The 16,210-nt window shown below is 33.3% G+C and carries 13 protein-coding genes and 18 tRNA genes; 4 read left to right on the forward strand and 27 right to left on the reverse strand.

Going from position 1 to position 16,210, the window contains the following annotated elements; all coding sequences use genetic code 11:
- Nucleotides 1–13: 13 nt before the first annotated feature.
- From LQ673_RS13545 to LQ673_RS13560, 4 genes are all read right to left on the reverse strand, one after another.
- A complete protein-coding gene (locus LQ673_RS13545; RefSeq protein WP_191836411.1) occupies nucleotides 14–739 on the reverse strand; it encodes an amino acid ABC transporter ATP-binding protein in 726 nt (241 codons plus the stop codon).
- Nucleotides 732–2,195, reverse strand: a complete 1,464-nt coding sequence (locus LQ673_RS13550) for an ABC transporter substrate-binding protein/permease (protein WP_037589738.1) — start codon at nucleotides 2,193–2,195, stop codon at nucleotides 732–734. Before LQ673_RS13550 ends, LQ673_RS13545 begins: the two co-directional genes overlap by 8 nt.
- 97 nt (nucleotides 2,196–2,292) lie before the next feature.
- Nucleotides 2,293–3,291 (reverse strand): D-2-hydroxyacid dehydrogenase, encoded by a 999-nt coding sequence (locus LQ673_RS13555; protein ID WP_191836412.1) that lies wholly within the window; start codon nucleotides 3,289–3,291, stop codon nucleotides 2,293–2,295.
- Nucleotides 3,292–4,026: 735 nt separating this feature from the next.
- On the reverse strand, nucleotides 4,027–5,079 hold the full coding sequence (locus LQ673_RS13560) for a PTS sugar transporter subunit IIC (RefSeq protein ID WP_037589740.1): 1,053 nt from the start codon (nucleotides 5,077–5,079) through the stop codon (nucleotides 4,027–4,029).
- A gap of 140 nt (nucleotides 5,080–5,219) precedes the next feature.
- Between LQ673_RS13560 and LQ673_RS13565 the strand changes: the two genes are divergently transcribed.
- Entirely contained in the window at nucleotides 5,220–7,313 is a 2,094-nt protein-coding gene (locus tag LQ673_RS13565) for a glycoside hydrolase family 31 protein (RefSeq protein ID WP_191836413.1), read from the forward strand.
- Nucleotides 7,314–7,356: 43 nt separating this feature from the next.
- On the opposite strand, the gene uxaC is transcribed toward LQ673_RS13565, so the two are convergent.
- The 4 genes from uxaC to LQ673_RS13585 are packed head-to-tail and all read right to left on the reverse strand — an operon-like array spanning nucleotide 7,357 to nucleotide 11,556.
- Complete coding sequence (gene uxaC / locus LQ673_RS13570; RefSeq protein WP_126477931.1) at nucleotides 7,357–8,763, reverse strand: glucuronate isomerase; 1,407 nt, start codon at nucleotides 8,761–8,763, stop codon at nucleotides 7,357–7,359.
- A 15-nt stretch (nucleotides 8,764–8,778) separates the two neighbouring features.
- Complete coding sequence (locus LQ673_RS13575; RefSeq protein WP_126477930.1) at nucleotides 8,779–10,074, reverse strand: TRAP transporter large permease; 1,296 nt, start codon at nucleotides 10,072–10,074, stop codon at nucleotides 8,779–8,781.
- On the reverse strand, nucleotides 10,074–10,562 hold the full coding sequence (locus tag LQ673_RS13580) for a TRAP transporter small permease (RefSeq protein ID WP_025904787.1): 489 nt from the start codon (nucleotides 10,560–10,562) through the stop codon (nucleotides 10,074–10,076). The genes LQ673_RS13575 and LQ673_RS13580 overlap by 1 nt, the downstream gene beginning before the upstream one ends.
- The gene (locus LQ673_RS13585) at nucleotides 10,555–11,556 is read right to left on the reverse strand and encodes a TRAP transporter substrate-binding protein (RefSeq protein ID WP_037589743.1); all 1,002 of its coding nucleotides are present in this window, start codon (nucleotides 11,554–11,556) and stop codon (nucleotides 10,555–10,557) included. Before LQ673_RS13585 ends, LQ673_RS13580 begins: the two co-directional genes overlap by 8 nt.
- 160 nt (nucleotides 11,557–11,716) lie before the next feature.
- Here LQ673_RS13585 and LQ673_RS13590 point away from each other — a divergent pair, with 160 nt between their 5' ends.
- The gene (locus LQ673_RS13590) at nucleotides 11,717–12,667 is read left to right on the forward strand and encodes a LacI family DNA-binding transcriptional regulator (RefSeq protein WP_126477929.1); all 951 of its coding nucleotides are present in this window, start codon (nucleotides 11,717–11,719) and stop codon (nucleotides 12,665–12,667) included.
- A gap of 27 nt (nucleotides 12,668–12,694) precedes the next feature.
- On the opposite strand, the gene LQ673_RS13595 is transcribed toward LQ673_RS13590, so the two are convergent.
- Complete coding sequence (locus tag LQ673_RS13595; RefSeq protein ID WP_126477928.1) at nucleotides 12,695–13,033, reverse strand: nuclear transport factor 2 family protein; 339 nt, start codon at nucleotides 13,031–13,033, stop codon at nucleotides 12,695–12,697.
- Between the two features lie 90 nt (nucleotides 13,034–13,123).
- Between LQ673_RS13595 and LQ673_RS13600 the strand changes: the two genes are divergently transcribed.
- Nucleotides 13,124–14,089 carry a LacI family DNA-binding transcriptional regulator gene (locus tag LQ673_RS13600; RefSeq protein ID WP_191836414.1) on the forward strand — a complete coding sequence of 322 codons (966 nt, stop codon included), beginning with the start codon at nucleotides 13,124–13,126 and terminating at the stop codon, nucleotides 14,087–14,089.
- A 60-nt stretch (nucleotides 14,090–14,149) separates the two neighbouring features.
- Nucleotides 14,150–14,365 (forward strand): hypothetical protein, encoded by a 216-nt coding sequence (locus LQ673_RS13605; protein ID WP_049320845.1) that lies wholly within the window; start codon nucleotides 14,150–14,152, stop codon nucleotides 14,363–14,365.
- A 54-nt stretch (nucleotides 14,366–14,419) separates the two neighbouring features.
- Here the strand turns inward: LQ673_RS13605 and LQ673_RS13610 are convergent.
- The 18 genes from LQ673_RS13610 to LQ673_RS13695 form a co-directional block, all read right to left on the reverse strand.
- Nucleotides 14,420–14,504 (reverse strand) — tRNA-Leu (locus LQ673_RS13610).
- Nucleotides 14,505–14,653: 149 nt separating this feature from the next.
- Nucleotides 14,654–14,728: transfer RNA gene (locus tag LQ673_RS13615), tRNA-Gly, on the reverse strand.
- An 11-nt stretch (nucleotides 14,729–14,739) separates the two neighbouring features.
- Nucleotides 14,740–14,814 (reverse strand) — tRNA-Cys (locus tag LQ673_RS13620).
- A 6-nt stretch (nucleotides 14,815–14,820) separates the two neighbouring features.
- Nucleotides 14,821–14,892 (reverse strand) — tRNA-Gln (locus LQ673_RS13625).
- Nucleotides 14,893–14,907: 15 nt separating this feature from the next.
- Nucleotides 14,908–14,980: transfer RNA gene (locus LQ673_RS13630), tRNA-His, on the reverse strand.
- A gap of 2 nt (nucleotides 14,981–14,982) precedes the next feature.
- Nucleotides 14,983–15,056, reverse strand: a tRNA-Trp gene (locus tag LQ673_RS13635).
- Nucleotides 15,057–15,074: 18 nt separating this feature from the next.
- Nucleotides 15,075–15,158, reverse strand: a tRNA-Tyr gene (locus tag LQ673_RS13640).
- A gap of 6 nt (nucleotides 15,159–15,164) precedes the next feature.
- Nucleotides 15,165–15,240, reverse strand: a tRNA-Thr gene (locus tag LQ673_RS13645).
- A 14-nt stretch (nucleotides 15,241–15,254) separates the two neighbouring features.
- Nucleotides 15,255–15,327: transfer RNA gene (locus LQ673_RS13650), tRNA-Phe, on the reverse strand.
- 20 nt (nucleotides 15,328–15,347) lie between these two features.
- Nucleotides 15,348–15,423, reverse strand: a tRNA-Asp gene (locus LQ673_RS13655).
- Nucleotides 15,424–15,436: 13 nt separating this feature from the next.
- A tRNA-Met gene (locus tag LQ673_RS13660) sits at nucleotides 15,437–15,510 on the reverse strand.
- A 26-nt stretch (nucleotides 15,511–15,536) separates the two neighbouring features.
- Nucleotides 15,537–15,629 (reverse strand) — tRNA-Ser (locus tag LQ673_RS13665).
- Between the two features lie 12 nt (nucleotides 15,630–15,641).
- Nucleotides 15,642–15,715, reverse strand: a tRNA-Ile gene (locus tag LQ673_RS13670).
- Nucleotides 15,716–15,750: 35 nt separating this feature from the next.
- Nucleotides 15,751–15,824 (reverse strand) — tRNA-Met (locus LQ673_RS13675).
- A gap of 20 nt (nucleotides 15,825–15,844) precedes the next feature.
- Nucleotides 15,845–15,920: transfer RNA gene (locus tag LQ673_RS13680), tRNA-Ala, on the reverse strand.
- A gap of 25 nt (nucleotides 15,921–15,945) precedes the next feature.
- A tRNA-Pro gene (locus LQ673_RS13685) sits at nucleotides 15,946–16,019 on the reverse strand.
- Between the two features lie 18 nt (nucleotides 16,020–16,037).
- Nucleotides 16,038–16,111, reverse strand: a tRNA-Arg gene (locus tag LQ673_RS13690).
- A gap of 9 nt (nucleotides 16,112–16,120) precedes the next feature.
- Nucleotides 16,121–16,209 (reverse strand) — tRNA-Leu (locus tag LQ673_RS13695).
- Nucleotide 16,210 lies beyond the last annotated feature (1 nt).

Below are 16,210 nucleotides of genomic sequence, written 5' to 3' on the forward strand. Positions count from 1 at the left end.
TCTATTTTTAGTATTATAATACTTTAGATAAAAATTGTTTCGTTCTTTCGTTTTGAGGATTATCAAATATTTGTTCAGGTGTACCTTCTTCTTGAACAATACCTTCATCCATAAATATCACATGGTCGCTGACATTTTTAGCAAATCCCATTTCATGTGTTACGACGACCATTGTCATACCTTCTTTGGCTAAATCTTTCATAACACTTAATACTTCACCAACAACTTCGGGGTCTAAAGCTGAAGTTGGTTCATCAAATAAAATAACTGCCGGGTTCATCGCTAACGCACGAGCAATCGCTACACGTTGCTTTTGTCCACCTGATAATTTAGAAGGATAAACATTTGCTTTATCTTCTAGACCAACTTTTTTAAGTAATTGTTTAGCTTGATCTTCTAATTCGGATTTTTGTCCTTTTTTCAAAGTTAAAGGTGTTAGTGTAATATTTTCGATTACTTTTTTATGTGGAAAAAGATTAAAACCTTGGAAAACCATGCCCATTTTTTGTCTTAATTGATCCAACTTTGCACCTTTCGTATTTGTTAAATCATTATTTTCAAATACGATCTGTCCAGAGGAAGGTTCTTCTAATAAATTCAAACATCTAAGAAGCGTACTTTTACCACTACCAGATGGGCCGATAATCGCAACAACTTCCCCTTTTTCAATATTTAAATTAATACCTTTCAATACTTCATTTTTACCAAATGATTTGTGTAAATCGTTAACTTTAATCACTTACACTAAACCTCCTTTCAGCAAAGTACATCACTCTAGATAACGTAAACGTTAAGATAAAGTACAATACTGCTGCTACTAATAATGGTGTAAATGGATCAAATGATGCCCCTTGAACAACTTGAGCATTAAACATCAATTCACTTACGCCGATAACAGAAACTATAGAAGATTCTTTAATAACTGTTACAAATTCATTACCTAATGCAGGTAAAATATTTTTAATGGCTTGTGGCAAGATAACTTTAGTCATTGCTTGCGATTTATTTAATCCTAATGATCTAGCCGCTTCCATTTGGCCATTATCTACTGCGTTAATACCAGCTCTAATAATTTCTGCAATATAAGCACTACAGTTAATGATGAGTGCGATAATACCACAAATTAATGCTGATAAATCTAATCCAAGTACTGCTGTTGTACCGAAATAAACTAAAAATACTTGAACGAGTAATGGTGTGCCTCTTATAAATTCAATGTAAACTGAAGCAATCGATTTAAATATTTTACTATTACTTAATTTCATAAGTGCTAAGAAACAACCAATTAATGCCCCTGCTACTACACCTAAGAATGATAATAAAATCGTATACCCTACACCGTGTAAGAAATATGAACCATATTTACTGAAGAAAGAACCATCATCGAACATCGCTTCAGTTGCTTTATCTTGATAGTCTTTAATCAAATTATTGTCACGAACTTCTTTAACACTCTTATTAACTCTCTTCATTAATTCAGGTGAGTTTTTCGGTAATGCAATAGCTGTTGTCTTGTCTGCATCTGAAAATGTAACATCTGAATATGTTAAATTAGGATTCTTCTCTAAATATGCATCAGCAACAGGTCCTTCAATAATCATGCCGTCTACCTTTCCAGAATTAAGTGACATAATAACTTCCGGTACTCTCGTTAATGAGCTAACTTGAGATTCTGGCATTTCTGTTTTTGCCAATTCTTCTTGAGTCGTTTGCTTTTGCACACCGACCATTTTTCCTTTAAAATCATCAATCGTTTTTAATTTGTCTTTATCTTTTTTCTGTATAATCATTCTTTGGTTAACTTCCATATAATCATCAGAAAAATCAACTTGTTTCTTTCTCTCAGGAGTTGGAGCCATACCAGAAATAATCATGTCGATTTTTCCAGTTTTTAAAGCACCTAGTAAACTATCAAATTGCATATTCACAATCTTAAGTTTAATATCATTGTCTTTTGCAATTTTTTTAGCAAGTTCTATATCTATCCCAGCATATTCACGTTCACCATCTTTAGTATGCTCAAACTCATAAGGTGCATAATCTGCTGATAAGCCTACTCTTAACTCGCCTCGTTCTTTAGCTTTATCCCATTGATCAGTTTCTGCAGCTTGTGACTTTATGGGGGCTAAATAAGGAATTGTAAGTAGTAAACAAATTGTTGCTATAACTACTTTAGTAAATACATTTCTTTTCAAATTCGTTACCTCCTGAATTAATAATACTCATTATTATACGCATTTATGAAATTTTATGCAATAGCTTTTTATAAAAAAAGTATGAACGAACGTTCATTCATACTTTACTTAGTTGAACTTCATTTTCACTATATCCAGTTGTGATAACTTCAAGTGCACTATCTAATGAAATTTCAACCATATTTTGTACGGCTGTATGTGTATAAAATGCAATATGTGGTGAAATTAATACATCGTCACGTGACATCAATTCTTTTAAAGTAGGATCTTCAATTTCTTTGTCTGTATAATCATATGAGAAATATGCAAACTCATTCTCATATACATCTAAAGCGACACTATGTAATTTACCGCTATTTAATGCTTGAATGACATCATTAGTCTTCACTGTCGCACCTCTAGCTGTATTCACTAAATATGCACCATTTTTCATATATTTAATCGTCTCTTCATTAATAATATGTGTTGTTTCTTCATTTGCTGGAACATGTAATGTGATTAAATCGGCTTTAGATAATCCTTCTTGTAAACTTTGTACATATTCAATATCGCTCAACGATTGATCATATGGGTCATAACCGATCACTTCCGCACCAAATCCTTTAAATAATTGTGCTGACACTTTACCTATTCTACCAACACCTATAACCAGTACCGTCATACTTCTTAGTTCTTTAGCGATTACTGTTTCATCCCAAGTAAAATCTTGATGTTCTACTTTTTTATTTATTTTATTAATGTTTCTTATTAATTCTAAAGCTCTACAAACTGCAAATTCCGCAATTGCATTTGGACTGTATGAAGGAATATTTGTAATTTTTATATCATGTTTAGCAGCTTCATCTAAATTAAACATATCAAACCCAGCCGCACGACCAGCAATTTGTTTAATACCAACATCTTTAAGTGCTTCGTATATTCTGTCATCAAACTTAAATAGCTGTTGAGTACTCACACCATCAAAAGACGATAAAGTATGGACATTATCTAAAGTTAAATCCTCTTCCGTACATTCAATTTCATGACCATTAGTTTGACCCCACTGATATGCATAAGGCTTTTCATCTTCTCTTATATTAAATAATTTAAATCGCATAATTCGTACTTCCTTTCAGTAAAAAATAAATAATGATTAATTCTACAACACTTTATGAAAACAAACAATCTCTTTTTCATAATATTCTTACAATTAAAAGTGTATGTATGCAATGTGGTTAATAATACATCTAATAAGAAGTGTTACTAATTAGCGTCCTTGTGAACACTTCTCGCCAAACTTGTTCATAACGACGGGCTTGTGAACACTTCTCACCAAACTTGTTCATAACGGGGGTGTTGTGAACACTTCTCGCCAAACTTGTTCATAACGATGGCCTTGTGAACACTTCTTGCCAAACTTGTATATAACGACGGTCTTGTGAACACTTCTGGTCAAACTTGTTCATAACGATGGCCTTGTGAACACTTCTCATCAAACTTGTTCATAACGACGGGCTTGTGAACACTTCTCACCAAACTTGTTCATAACGGGGGTGTTAATTACAAAAGTCAGCTGAAGTGTTACTATGGATAGCCATAATTACAAAACTCGGCTGAATTGTTACTATGGACAGCCTTAATTACAAAACTACTGAGAATTGTAATTACTGGTCTCCTTATTTGCACTTCTCACCAAACTTGCTAATAACGGTACCAGTATTTGCACTTCTATCCAAACTTGCTAATAACGAACCCAGTATTTGCACTTCTATCCAAACTGCTTTTAACGGCACCAGTATTCAGACATATTTAAAGGCTGAGACATTTTTCTTGTCTCAGCCTACTCTACATTCTAATTATTCTCTTTAAATAAAAACATTTCTTGATTGTATTTTGGAAGTATTTTCAAACAAACTTTATGTACAATATATGCAAATACAAACGGTATGACGAAATATGCTACGCCTAGTATTAATATATTTAAAAATACTGATCCTTCCATAAATTTTAATGCGTTTGCTGGTCCAACAAATCCGGTATAACCAAATCCAGTAGACATTGGTGTACCTTTTATGCCGACGAAATAAGTGAGTAATCCACTCATTAGTCCATTTATGATTAATGGTACTGCGATGATAGGATTTTTGAAATATACAGGAATCATCATTTTAGCAGCTCCGATGATAAGTACGATATTGATACCTTTATCGTTTACTTTCCATGACCCCATTAAGAAAGTCACACATGCTGCAACAATCCCCATATTGCCAGCTCCTGAACTTAAACCATTTAAACCGACCGCAGTAGCAATTGCTACAACTGAAATTGGCGTTACCATTAATAATGCATAAGTAATCGCAATCAATATACACATCATTAAAGGATTCAATGTAGAAAATTGTTCTATTAATTTGCCGATTCCTTTTGTCACATTACTAACATATGGAAGTGTCAACATACCTATAAATCCACTGACAACTGAAATAATAATTGGCATAATCAACATATCTAAAGAACCAAATTTTCCTTTCAATTTAATCATCAAGTAACAACTGATAATTAAAACAACGATTAAATTGACGACATCCCCTATACTTACAAATATAAATTGACCATTTTGTATTTTCACAGCGCCTGAACCTATTAATCCTGCAGCGCCAATCATAACTGCATCAGTAGCTTGGAATTTAAATTGATGTGCAACAACGATGCCTATAATAAAACTCATCGCAAACTGCATAAGTAATAATGCTTGATTAAACATTTCTAATAGGGGATGAAACTGTGATAAATAACTAAATAACACACCAAGTATGGCGTTAGGTATTAATGCTATAACAATGCCTACACCTATACCATTTAAAATATTAAAGAAAAATTCCTTTACTGTGAAATGTTTATCCATAAAATGCCTCCTGAAATAATATGTATTAATGATATATGACTTTATTTTTATAGACAATGCTATTTTTACTATTTTACTTTACTTTGGTATAGTTTAATGTAATAGTTTAAATAACAACGTTGTTATAGGAGGGTTTTTACATGTTTAATATGATTTTACAAGATAAAAATATAATTGTAGTCAGTGACAAGCAAAACGAGCATTTCTTTACAATCCGCATATTAGAAGATTACTTAATCAATATTAAATCTTCTACAGAGAAAAAAATCACTTTGCCGACTTGGACCATTACACCTGGAGATACTGAATTACCTTTTGAAGGTCTCTCTAGATATGATCAATCTAACTTTTCATGTCCACAATATGAAATTTCAGAAGAACAACACCATATTATAATTAAGACAAAGTCATTAAAACTTATCATTGATAAAGAAGATTTCTATTGTAGTTGGTATGATTTAAGTTCATCTTACAAAGAAATTAAAATTATGCAAGACCGTAAGACAGGCAGTTATCAACATCAAATATCAAGAAATCATCCGACTTGTCATTATTTAAATAGAAATAAAAATGAAATGTATTTTGGTCTCGGTGAAAAGAGCGGAAAAGTGAATAAACATGGCAGACGATTCAGAATGAAAAATATAGATGCTATGGGTTATAATGCTGAAACGACTGATCCTCTTTATAAACATATTCCTTATTATCTCACATACAAAACTGATGAAAATGTATCATTTGGTATCTTCTATGATGATTATCAAGACTCTATTGTAGATCTTGGACAAGAGTTAGATAATTATCACGGTCATTATAGATATTATGAAACTAAATCGGATTTTCTTGATTATTACGTTATTGCCGGTCCGACTATTCAACAAGTAACGACGCGTTTTAGTCATTTAACAGGTAGACCAACACTCATGCCTGAATGGAGTTTGTCTTATTCTGGCTCAACAATGCAATACACAGATTTGCCAAATTCAGATGAAAGACTGTTATCTTTTCTAGATCAATGTAATAGACATAATATTACGATTAGATCTTTCCACCTTTCATCAGGTTATACATCTATTCATGATAAGAGATACGTTTTTAATTGGAATTATGATAAATTTAAAGACCCAAAATCTTTTGGAAAAGCTTATACAGATCAAAATGTAGAATTAGTTGCGAATATTAAACCTACCCTACTTACAGATCATCCTTTACTAGATGAAGTATTAGCCTTTGATGGATTTATTAAAGATATGAATGGCCAACCGCTTCTTGTACAATTTTGGGATGAAAAAGGATACTACTTAGACTTTACAAATAAAGACACTATTAAATGGTGGCAATCCAAAATAGAACAACAATTATTATCTAATCATGTCAATTGCACATGGAATGATAATAACGAATTCGAAATTTGGGATGATAAAGCTCTAGTAAATGGTTTCGGAAATGAATCAAATTTCCAAGATTATAAAGCAATCATGCCTATATTAATGATGAAAGCATCAAGAGAGATACAGCAAAAATATCATAAAGAACAATATCCATATATCATAAGTAGATCTGGTGCAGCTGGTATGAGTAAATACGTTCAAACTTGGACAGGTGATAACTATACGAGTTGGCATACATTAAAATATAATAATGCTATGGCAATTGGGTTAAGTCTATCTGGTGTTTATAACTTTGGCCATGATATTGGCGGTTTTTCTGGTGATAAACCAGAAGCAGAATTATTTTTAAGATGGGTACAATGTGGTGCTTATTATCCAAGATTTTCAATCCACTCATGGAATGATGATGGTTCTGTAAATGAACCTTGGATGCATAATGAAGTCTTATCTGAAGTTAAACAAGCCATGCACTTCCACGAAAAGCTTAAACCATATCTTCAGTCATTAGTTATACGTGCACATGAGGCGTATCAACCAATTATTAGACCTACTTTTTACCAATTTGAAAGTGATATTAATACTTTTGAAGAAAATGAAGAATTTATGTTAGGTGAGCATATGTTAATTGCCCCTATCGTAGAAAAAGCTCAACTAGAAAGAACAGTCTATTTACCTAAAAACAACAAAGGTTGGATTGATTTTCATAGCGGCGAACAGTTTGAAGGCGGTCAAACAATAACTGTAAAAACGACTTTACAACATATTCCAACATTTGTAGTAAAAGGCGCAGAGATACCAGTTTATCAAGATGATTTAAAAACAATTGAAAATCTAAAGTTCTAAATAAATAAGAACCTAAGACAACATCGTCTTAGGTTCTCTAATTTTATATAGCATCTACGCCTTCTATATTATATAATGACACGGCGTTATTAAAGCAAATATCCTTAATAATTTCAGAAAGAATTTCATCATCATCAATGATTTCTCCTCTTTCCACACGTTTACCAATCATTTCACATAAAATCCTTCTAAAATATTCATGTCTTGTATATGATAATAAACTTCTTGAATCAGTTAACATACCAACGAAAGTAGATAACAATCCAACATTTGCGTATTCTACTAAATGTTGTTCCATTCCTTCTTTAGTATCATTGAACCACCATGCAGCACCTAGTTGCACTTTGACTTTATCTGAAGTAAAGTTTCCAGCTGTTGCTTGCACCATTAAGTGATCATTTGCATTATTAGGATAAATAATTGTATCTGATAATGCATCATTTTGATTTAAATGATCTAAAAATCTATTTAAGTCAGAAGAACTGAGCATATCACCTACACTATCAAATCCAGCATCTGGACCAACTTCTTCAAACAATAATGTATTATTGTTTCTCACTGGTCCAAGATGAAACTGTACAACCCAATTATATTTTTTATACGTTTTACTTACTTCGGTTAAAATATATCCAGATAATCTACTTAAATCTTCCTCATCTATGTGTTTACCTTGCTTAATTAGTTCAAAATACTGTTCAGCTTGGTCTTTAGTAACATCCACTTTAAGTACTTTAGCAAAGCTTTGATCAGAACTTCTTGCGCCATTTTTATGGAAGTATTCAATTCGTTCATTGAGCGCATTAATATATTCTTCCAAATGATTTATTTTTCTTTCTGTAGCAATTTCTAATTGATTAATAGATGCTTCTACATTGTCTTTCGTTAAAGCGATATAACGATCAGGTCTAAATGTTGGTAATACTTTAACATCAAATGACTTATCCTCACGAAGTAATTGATGATATTTCAAATCATCACATGGATCATCAGTTGTACAAATGATTTGGACGTTGCTTCTTTCTATTAATTTTCTTGGAAGAAATTCTGGTTGTTGTAAACTTTCATTTAACTGATTATATAATTGTTCTTTATCAATTTTATTTAAATTTTCATTGATATTGAAATACCTTGCTAACTCTAAATGACACCAATGGTACATTGGATTCATGATACTTTTAGGCAATAAACTTATAAATGCTTCGAATTTTTCTTTATCAGTTTTGTCTCCAGTAATATACGACTCATCTATTCCATATGCGCGCATTAAACGCCATTTATAATGATCATGTTTTAGCCAAACTTCAGTAATCGTATTAAAAGGTTTATTCTCATAGATTTCTTTTGGATCTAAATGACAATGAAAATCAAAAATTGGAATATCCTTAGCTATATTGTATAAATCCTGTCCTTTTTCAGATTGAACAATAAAATTTTCTTTAATTAAACTCATAAATACTCACCTTTCCTATAGCCCAAGTAATTTTGGTAAAAATAACGATAATTGTGGTACGAACGTAATTAATAACAACAGTATAATTAAAATAATAAAGTATGGTATTAATGTCTTAATGACACTTTCAATTCGTACATTTGCAACACTACTACCAACAAATAACGCACTACCTACTGGAGGTGTTATATTACCTATACATAAGTTAAATGCGATTACTATACCGAAATGAACTGGATCTAATCCGATACTTTCTGCAATCGGTAAGAAAATTGGAGTGAATATAAGTACTGCTGGTGTTATGTCCATAAATGTACCGATGATTAATAAAATTAAATTCATTAAAAGTAATAATAAAATTGGATTTTCAGTTAATGATAATATACCGCCAGAAATTGCTTCTGGTAATCCTGTAAAACTCATAACGAGTGAGAATAATGCAGATGCTGTAATTAAGAATAAAATCATACCTGTAATTTCTACTGTTTCTATAATAATCGCAGGTATATCTTTAATTTTTAAATTTTTATAGATGAGTGACAGTATAAACGCATATAGAACTGCGACTGCTGCACCCTCTGTTGCTGTGAATATTCCAGCTACAATACCACCAATTACAATAATAATTAATAGTAAACTTGGAATAGCATCTAAAGTTAAAAATAATTTATCTTTCCAACTCACTTTTTCAGAAACTGGATAGCCATGTTTTTTAGCTAAAAAGTAAGCAACAACCATACAACCTAGACCCCATAGAATTCCAGGAACGTAACCTGCAATAAATAATGCAGCAATTGATGTCCCACCACTTACAAGTGAATAAACAATCAATAATGAACTTGGTGGAATTAATAATCCTGAAGGTGCTGAAGCAATATTGGCAGCTGCAGAATATGATTTTTTATAACCTTGTGTTGTTTCCATCGGCGTCATGATTCTTCCCATTGCTGCAGCAGCTGCAACACTTGATCCTGAAATCGAACCAAACAACATATTCCCTACAATGTTCGTATGTGCTAAAGAACCAGGTAATCTACCTACTAACACTTTCGCAAAGTTAATTAATCTAAATGCAATACCACCGTTATTCATCAATATTCCAGCTAGTACAAATAGCGGAATGGCAAGCATTGTAAAGTTATCAATACCAGTTACCATTCTTTGGGCAGCAGTAAGTATTGTGACATCAAACGGGAAAATAAGTATTAACGTTAATAATGAACTTAAAATAATTGAAATAGCGATTGGAATACCAAATGCTAAAAATATTGCTAAAGATACAAATAATACGATTCCAGCAATTGTTGTCATTACACTTCACCGCCTTCATCATTTTCAGGTAACTCATTTGTTATAATGCCTCGAATTGAATAAAAAGCAATGAAAAGTCCTGATATAGGTAACGCACCATACATTAGCGCCATTGAAACACCTGTAGCTGGTGCATATTGAGTCCAAGTAAGTGCTACAATTTTAATACCACCGTATATCATTAAAATTAAAGCAACTAATAAAATAATGATATTCGTCAATCTTTCTATAAATAACTGTGCTTTAAGTGGAAACTTTTCTCTTATAAATAAAATGGCAATATGTTTTTTCTTACCAAATACATATGCTGCACTTAACAATGCAAACCAGATTAACAAGAAGCGAATGATTTCTTCACTTGTCGTACTTGGCGTGTTCAATATATATCTTGTTATCACTTGCCAAACTGATAAAATGACCATCACAGTTATCAATACACCAGACACAGAAAGCAAAGTTCTATCAATATAATGTGTTAGTTTATTCATTTTGTTCTGCCTCCTTAATCAATTTGTATTGTTTTTCTGTTCCTTTATTATTTTTAAATTCTTCTTGTAGAGGTTTTACAGCTTTTTTGAAAGTAGACTTATCTACATCATGGAATTTCACATTCATATCTTCTTTAGCTGATTTAATTGCCTCTTTAATGGCTTTATCCCAGATGACTTCATGCTTTTCAGTAGATGATCTTGCTGCGCTTTTTATCCATCCTTTTTCTTCTTTCGTTAAATCATTGTATGCATCCTTATTCATAATTAAAATATCAGGAACTATAGCATGTTCAGTATTATAATAATTTTTTGCGACTTCACCATGTTTATTGTCAGTCAATGCTGTTTCATTATTCTCAGCTGCATCAATAACACCAGATTGAAGTGCTGTATAAACTTCACCAAAAGCCATTGGTGTTGGCGTACCTCCTAATGACTTAACAAGTTGCACACTTGTTTTACTTGGTTGAACACGAGTTTTTAAACCATGTAAATCTTTATTCGTCTTTATTTCTCTATCTTTTGTATAAATATTTCTTAATCCTGCGTCATAGTAAGTAATACCTACAAACCCATTATCTTTAGTCGTATTAAAGAACGAATTTTGTACTTCAGGTTTTTTCATAATAGATCGGAAACTATCTTGAGATTTAAATAGATATGGCATACTAAATAAAGAATACGACTCAGAAAAACTTTCAAGTGCACTTGCTGACACTTTTGTAAATTGAATGGCATTTGTTTGTGTCATCTCAATTGCTTCCCGTTCACTTCCAAGTTGTCCGTTCGCATATATTTTAATTTTTAATTTGCCATGAGATTTCTTTTCTACTTCTTTTTTAAATTCTTCTAAAGATTTATGTACTGGATGTGTTGTTGATTGATTGTGTGCTAATGTTAAAGTCTTAACATCTTTATCTTGTGCGTCACTTTGTTGGCATCCATACAAAACAGTGAATACGCTTACAATTAACAGTAAAATTTTTTTCATCTCTCATCCCCCATTAATTTTAAAAAAGTAATCAAATTGACTACTTCTTTAATACTTATTGATAAGTATAAATCAAATGAAACAAAATAACAACGTTGTTATTTATAGAAAATGTGTGCTTATGGTATAATAAAGGAAATAATATTTAAAGGAGACTCACATGGCTGTAACATTAAAAGACATAGCAAATGCCTGTGGTGTTAGTTATTCAACAGTAAGTAAAGCGTTAAAAAATTCTCCTTTAGTTACTGCTGAAACAACAGAGCGCATACAGCAAAAGGCAAAAGAAATGAATTATATTCCTAATAATTCCGCTCGCTCTTTAGTCTCAAACAAGAGCCAAACAATTGGACTCATTTGGCCATCAGTAGACAGAGTTGCAGTATCAACTCTTGTTTCAGAAATCAATAACTTTTTAAAGAATACTGGATATTTTATGTCTGTATCAATCGATGATGTAGAAACTGCTGCACATAAATTTTTAGAATTACGTTTTGATGGCATCATCGTATTTGATGAAGGTGAAGCTTCTACCCTACCAAGTATCATTAGTTCAAATATCCCAGTAGTAGCTTATGGTACAGACCGAGAGCTCGAATATCCTATTGTAAATGTTAATCATAAACAAGCAATGATTCTTTCTTTAGATGATTTAATGCAAAATAATATAACAAATATTTGCTATATTGGGGATCTCAACACTGATGATATTCGACAAATTATAAAGAAAGAAACTTTTGAACGTTATTGTAAAGAACACAATCTTGAATATAATATGATTGATTCAAAAGGACTATCAGCTGAAGATACATTTTTTGCATTAAAGTCATATTTGACTAATCATACTTTACCAGAAGGTATCATTTGCGGAAGTTACGATATTACTTTAGGACTCGTGCACACTTTAAAAGATTCACTAGATCAACATATTGTGTACTCATACGACAACGTACCTCAATTTGACCATATGGATACAGTGATTCATTCAGTCGGTGTCCCTACTAAGAAAATTGCTGAAACATTAGTTAATATCCTTATCAATGCTATTGAATCTAAAGAAAATCATCCTGATGTCTATCATCTCGAGCCTGAATTAGTAAAGCGGAAATAAAGACAAAAAATGACTACAAAATTGTAGTCATTTTTTTACTGTTGTTCCTTGATGGAATCTCATCTTCCACTCAGATTGTTTTCTAATCCATAATGTACTCCGCTTAGTTGTTATATGATCAGTTTTATTGATTAATTCATAAGTCGTTAGTACAATACCTTTTTGAATTTTTTCAACTATAAAATCCGAAATCTCATAATCAAATGTATGTAAAGTGCCCTCTTCAATATCTCGTTTATATATCATTCTGCCAGACTTACCTATTTCTTTAAAATCTTCATCAAGTAAATTTAAGATAAACGACTTATCCTTTCTATTACTCGCATCCAAATGTGCACATTCTAATTCATAAAATTGCTGTTTAATAAATTACACCTACTTTATCTTTGTAAATATAGTTCAACTTATATGCTAAAATAATAACATAGTAATAAGTATAATCGAGGGGGTAAGTAAATGACAAATTTAAAAGAAGTAGCTAAACGAGCTGGCGTTTCACCAAGTACCGTATCACGAGTAATTAATAACCACCCTTATGTTAATGAAGAAAAAAGACAAAAAGTACTTGATACTATAGAAGAATTAAATTATATACCAAATATCAATGCAATTCATTTAAAAAAAGGTAAAACAAATTTAATAGGTGTTGTATTACCGTTCTCTAATCACCCCTATTTTTCACAATTAATTCAAGGTATTTCTGAAGAAGCGATTAAAGCAAACAAAAAAATTGTTTTATTCCAAACTGCCTATGATACTGATCAAGAAATTGACGCTTTGGAAATGTTAAAATTAAAACAAATAGACGCACTTATTATTTGTTCAAGGAATATTTCATTAAATATAGTTGAACAGTACATAGAGTATGGACCAATTTCTATATTCGAAAATATTTCAAACTCCAAATTTAGAACAACATATATTGATCACTACAACGCCTTCAAACAAGCATTAAATCATCTATACAATAACGGACATAGACATATTGCATGTGCCATAAATAGAAGAAATAGCACTAGTTCAATTTTAAGAATAAAAGCATATAAAGACTTTTGCAGTGAGAATGCTTTACCCTTCAATGATCAAGATATATTTGAGAATTTTGTATTATTAGAAGATGGTCAAAGACTTGCTCAAGAAATTGATAATAAAGAAAATCCACCTACAGCAATTGTTGTTTCTGGAGATAACACAGCTGCTGGATTGTTTATTAGTTTAAATGACGAACAAAAGAAAAACATATCTATCATTGGTTTTGAAAATCACAAAATTTCCAAGTTGCTAAACCTTACTACAATAGAGATTCCCCTCTTCCAAATTGGTAAAAGTTTATTTAATCAACTATATGAAGATAAACTGAATAACTATTTATTTGAAACAAAACTTATTAAAAGAAACTCAGTATTTAAATTAAACCATTGACATGAAATGCATTTCATAGATTATCCTTTAATCAATCACATATATTAGGGGGTAATTAAAATGAACAAACAAAAAGTTGGTATTGATGGTTGCAATATTACTTCAGAAATTTATGTCGAAATACTTCAACACACTACTAATATTGATATTGTCGCTTGTACTGATGAGAGCCTATCAAAAGCAATTAGTATGAAAAACAAATATGATATCCCTCAAGTAATGACAAGAAGTAAAATGTATAAAGATAAGAGAATTGATTACATTATTAAACTTTAATAGAACAAAAAAAGTCTTAAGCGATTAGCTTAAGACTTTTTCATTAATTATATATACCGGTGGTCGGGTTCGAACCGACACGTCCTCAACGGACACGGGATTTTGAGTCCCGCGTGTCTGCCAATTCCACCACACCGGCTTAATAAAAATCCTACAAAAAAATCTTCCCAATGGAAGAAATAAATGGAGCGGAAGATAGGACTTACACCTATATCTCATTCCGGGAAGGAATGTATTCTAAGAGTTGAAATACTCCCGCATTTTAATAAATAAAAGTATTAATAATAATGGAGCGGAAGATAGGACTTGCACCTATATCTCATTCCGGGAAGGAATGTATTCTAAAAGTTGAAATACTCCCGCAAAGTTATTAATGGAGGCGGCAACCGGATTTGAACCGGTGAATAGAGGTTTTGCAGACCTCGGCCTTACCACTTGGCTATGCCGCCAGACTACTGGGCTAGCTGGATTCGAACCAGCGAGTGACGGAGTCAAAGTCCGTTGCCTTACCGCTTGGCTATAGCCCATTAATATAAAATAAGGGCGGCTGATGGGAATCGAACCCACGAGTGTCGGAACCACAATCCGATGCGTTAACCACTTCGCCACAGCCGCCATGGCAGGGGCAGTAGGAATCGAACCCACACCAAAGGTTTTGGAGACCTCTATTCTACCGTTGAACTATGCCCCTATTAAATTAAAATAATAATGGTGGAGGGGGGCAGATTCGAACTGCCGAACCCGAAGGAGCGGATTTACAGTCCGCCGCGTTTAGCCACTTCGCTACCCCTCCGTTAGATGGTGCCGGCCAGAGGACTTGAACCCCCAACCTACTGATTACAAGTCAGTTGCTCTACCAGTTGAGCTAGGCCGGCAAAAAGTTAAAAGATGGCTCAGGACGGAATCGAACCGCCGACACAAGGATTTTCAGTCCTTTGCTCTACCGACTGAGCTACTGAGCCATACATTAATTTTTAAAAAATGGCGGTCCCGACGGGAATCGAACCCGCGATCTCCTGCGTGACAGGCAGGCATGTTAACCGCTACACCACGGGACCATCATTAAAGCTATTGCGGGAGGCGGATTTGAACCACCGACCTTCGGGTTATGAGCCCGACGAGCTACCGAACTGCTCCATCCCGCGATAATAATATTAAGTTACAAATATAATGGCGGAGGAAGAGGGATTCGAACCCCCGCGAGCCGTTAAGCCCCTGTCGGTTTTCAAGACCGATCCCTTCAGCCGGACTTGGGTATTCCTCCAATATATAAGTATGGACCTTGCAGGACTCGAACCTGCGACCCAACGGTTATGAGCCGTTTGCTCTGACCAACTGAGCTAAAGGTCCAAAATTTAAAATATGTATCATATTGAAAATTTTAATGGCGGCGGAGGGGATCGAACCCCCGACCTCACGGGTATGAACCGTACGCTCTAGCCAGCTGAGCTACGCCGCCATGATGGTATTATTTTTAAATGGTGGAGACTAGCGGGATCGAACCGCTGACCTCCTGCGTGCAAAGCAGGCGCTCTCCCATCTGAGCTAAGCCCCCATTTAATATGTAAATTTTTAAAGAGTCGGGAAGACAGGATTCGAACCTGCGACCCCTTGGTCCCAAACCAAGTGCTCTACCAAGCTGAGCTACTTCCCGTAACCAAAATGGTCATTACGCGCCCGAGAGGAGTCGAACCCCTAGCCTCTTGATCCGTAGTCAAACGCTCTATCCAATTGAGCTACGGGCGCATATTAATATGGTGCCGAGGACCGGAATCGAACCGGTACGGTAATCACTTACCGCAGGATTTTAAGTCCTGTGCGTCTGCCAGTTCCGCCACCCCGGCA

The organism is Mammaliicoccus sp. O-M54, assembly GCF_022386035.1.
Classification (GTDB): Bacteria; Bacillota; Bacilli; order Staphylococcales; family Staphylococcaceae; genus Mammaliicoccus; species Mammaliicoccus sciuri_A.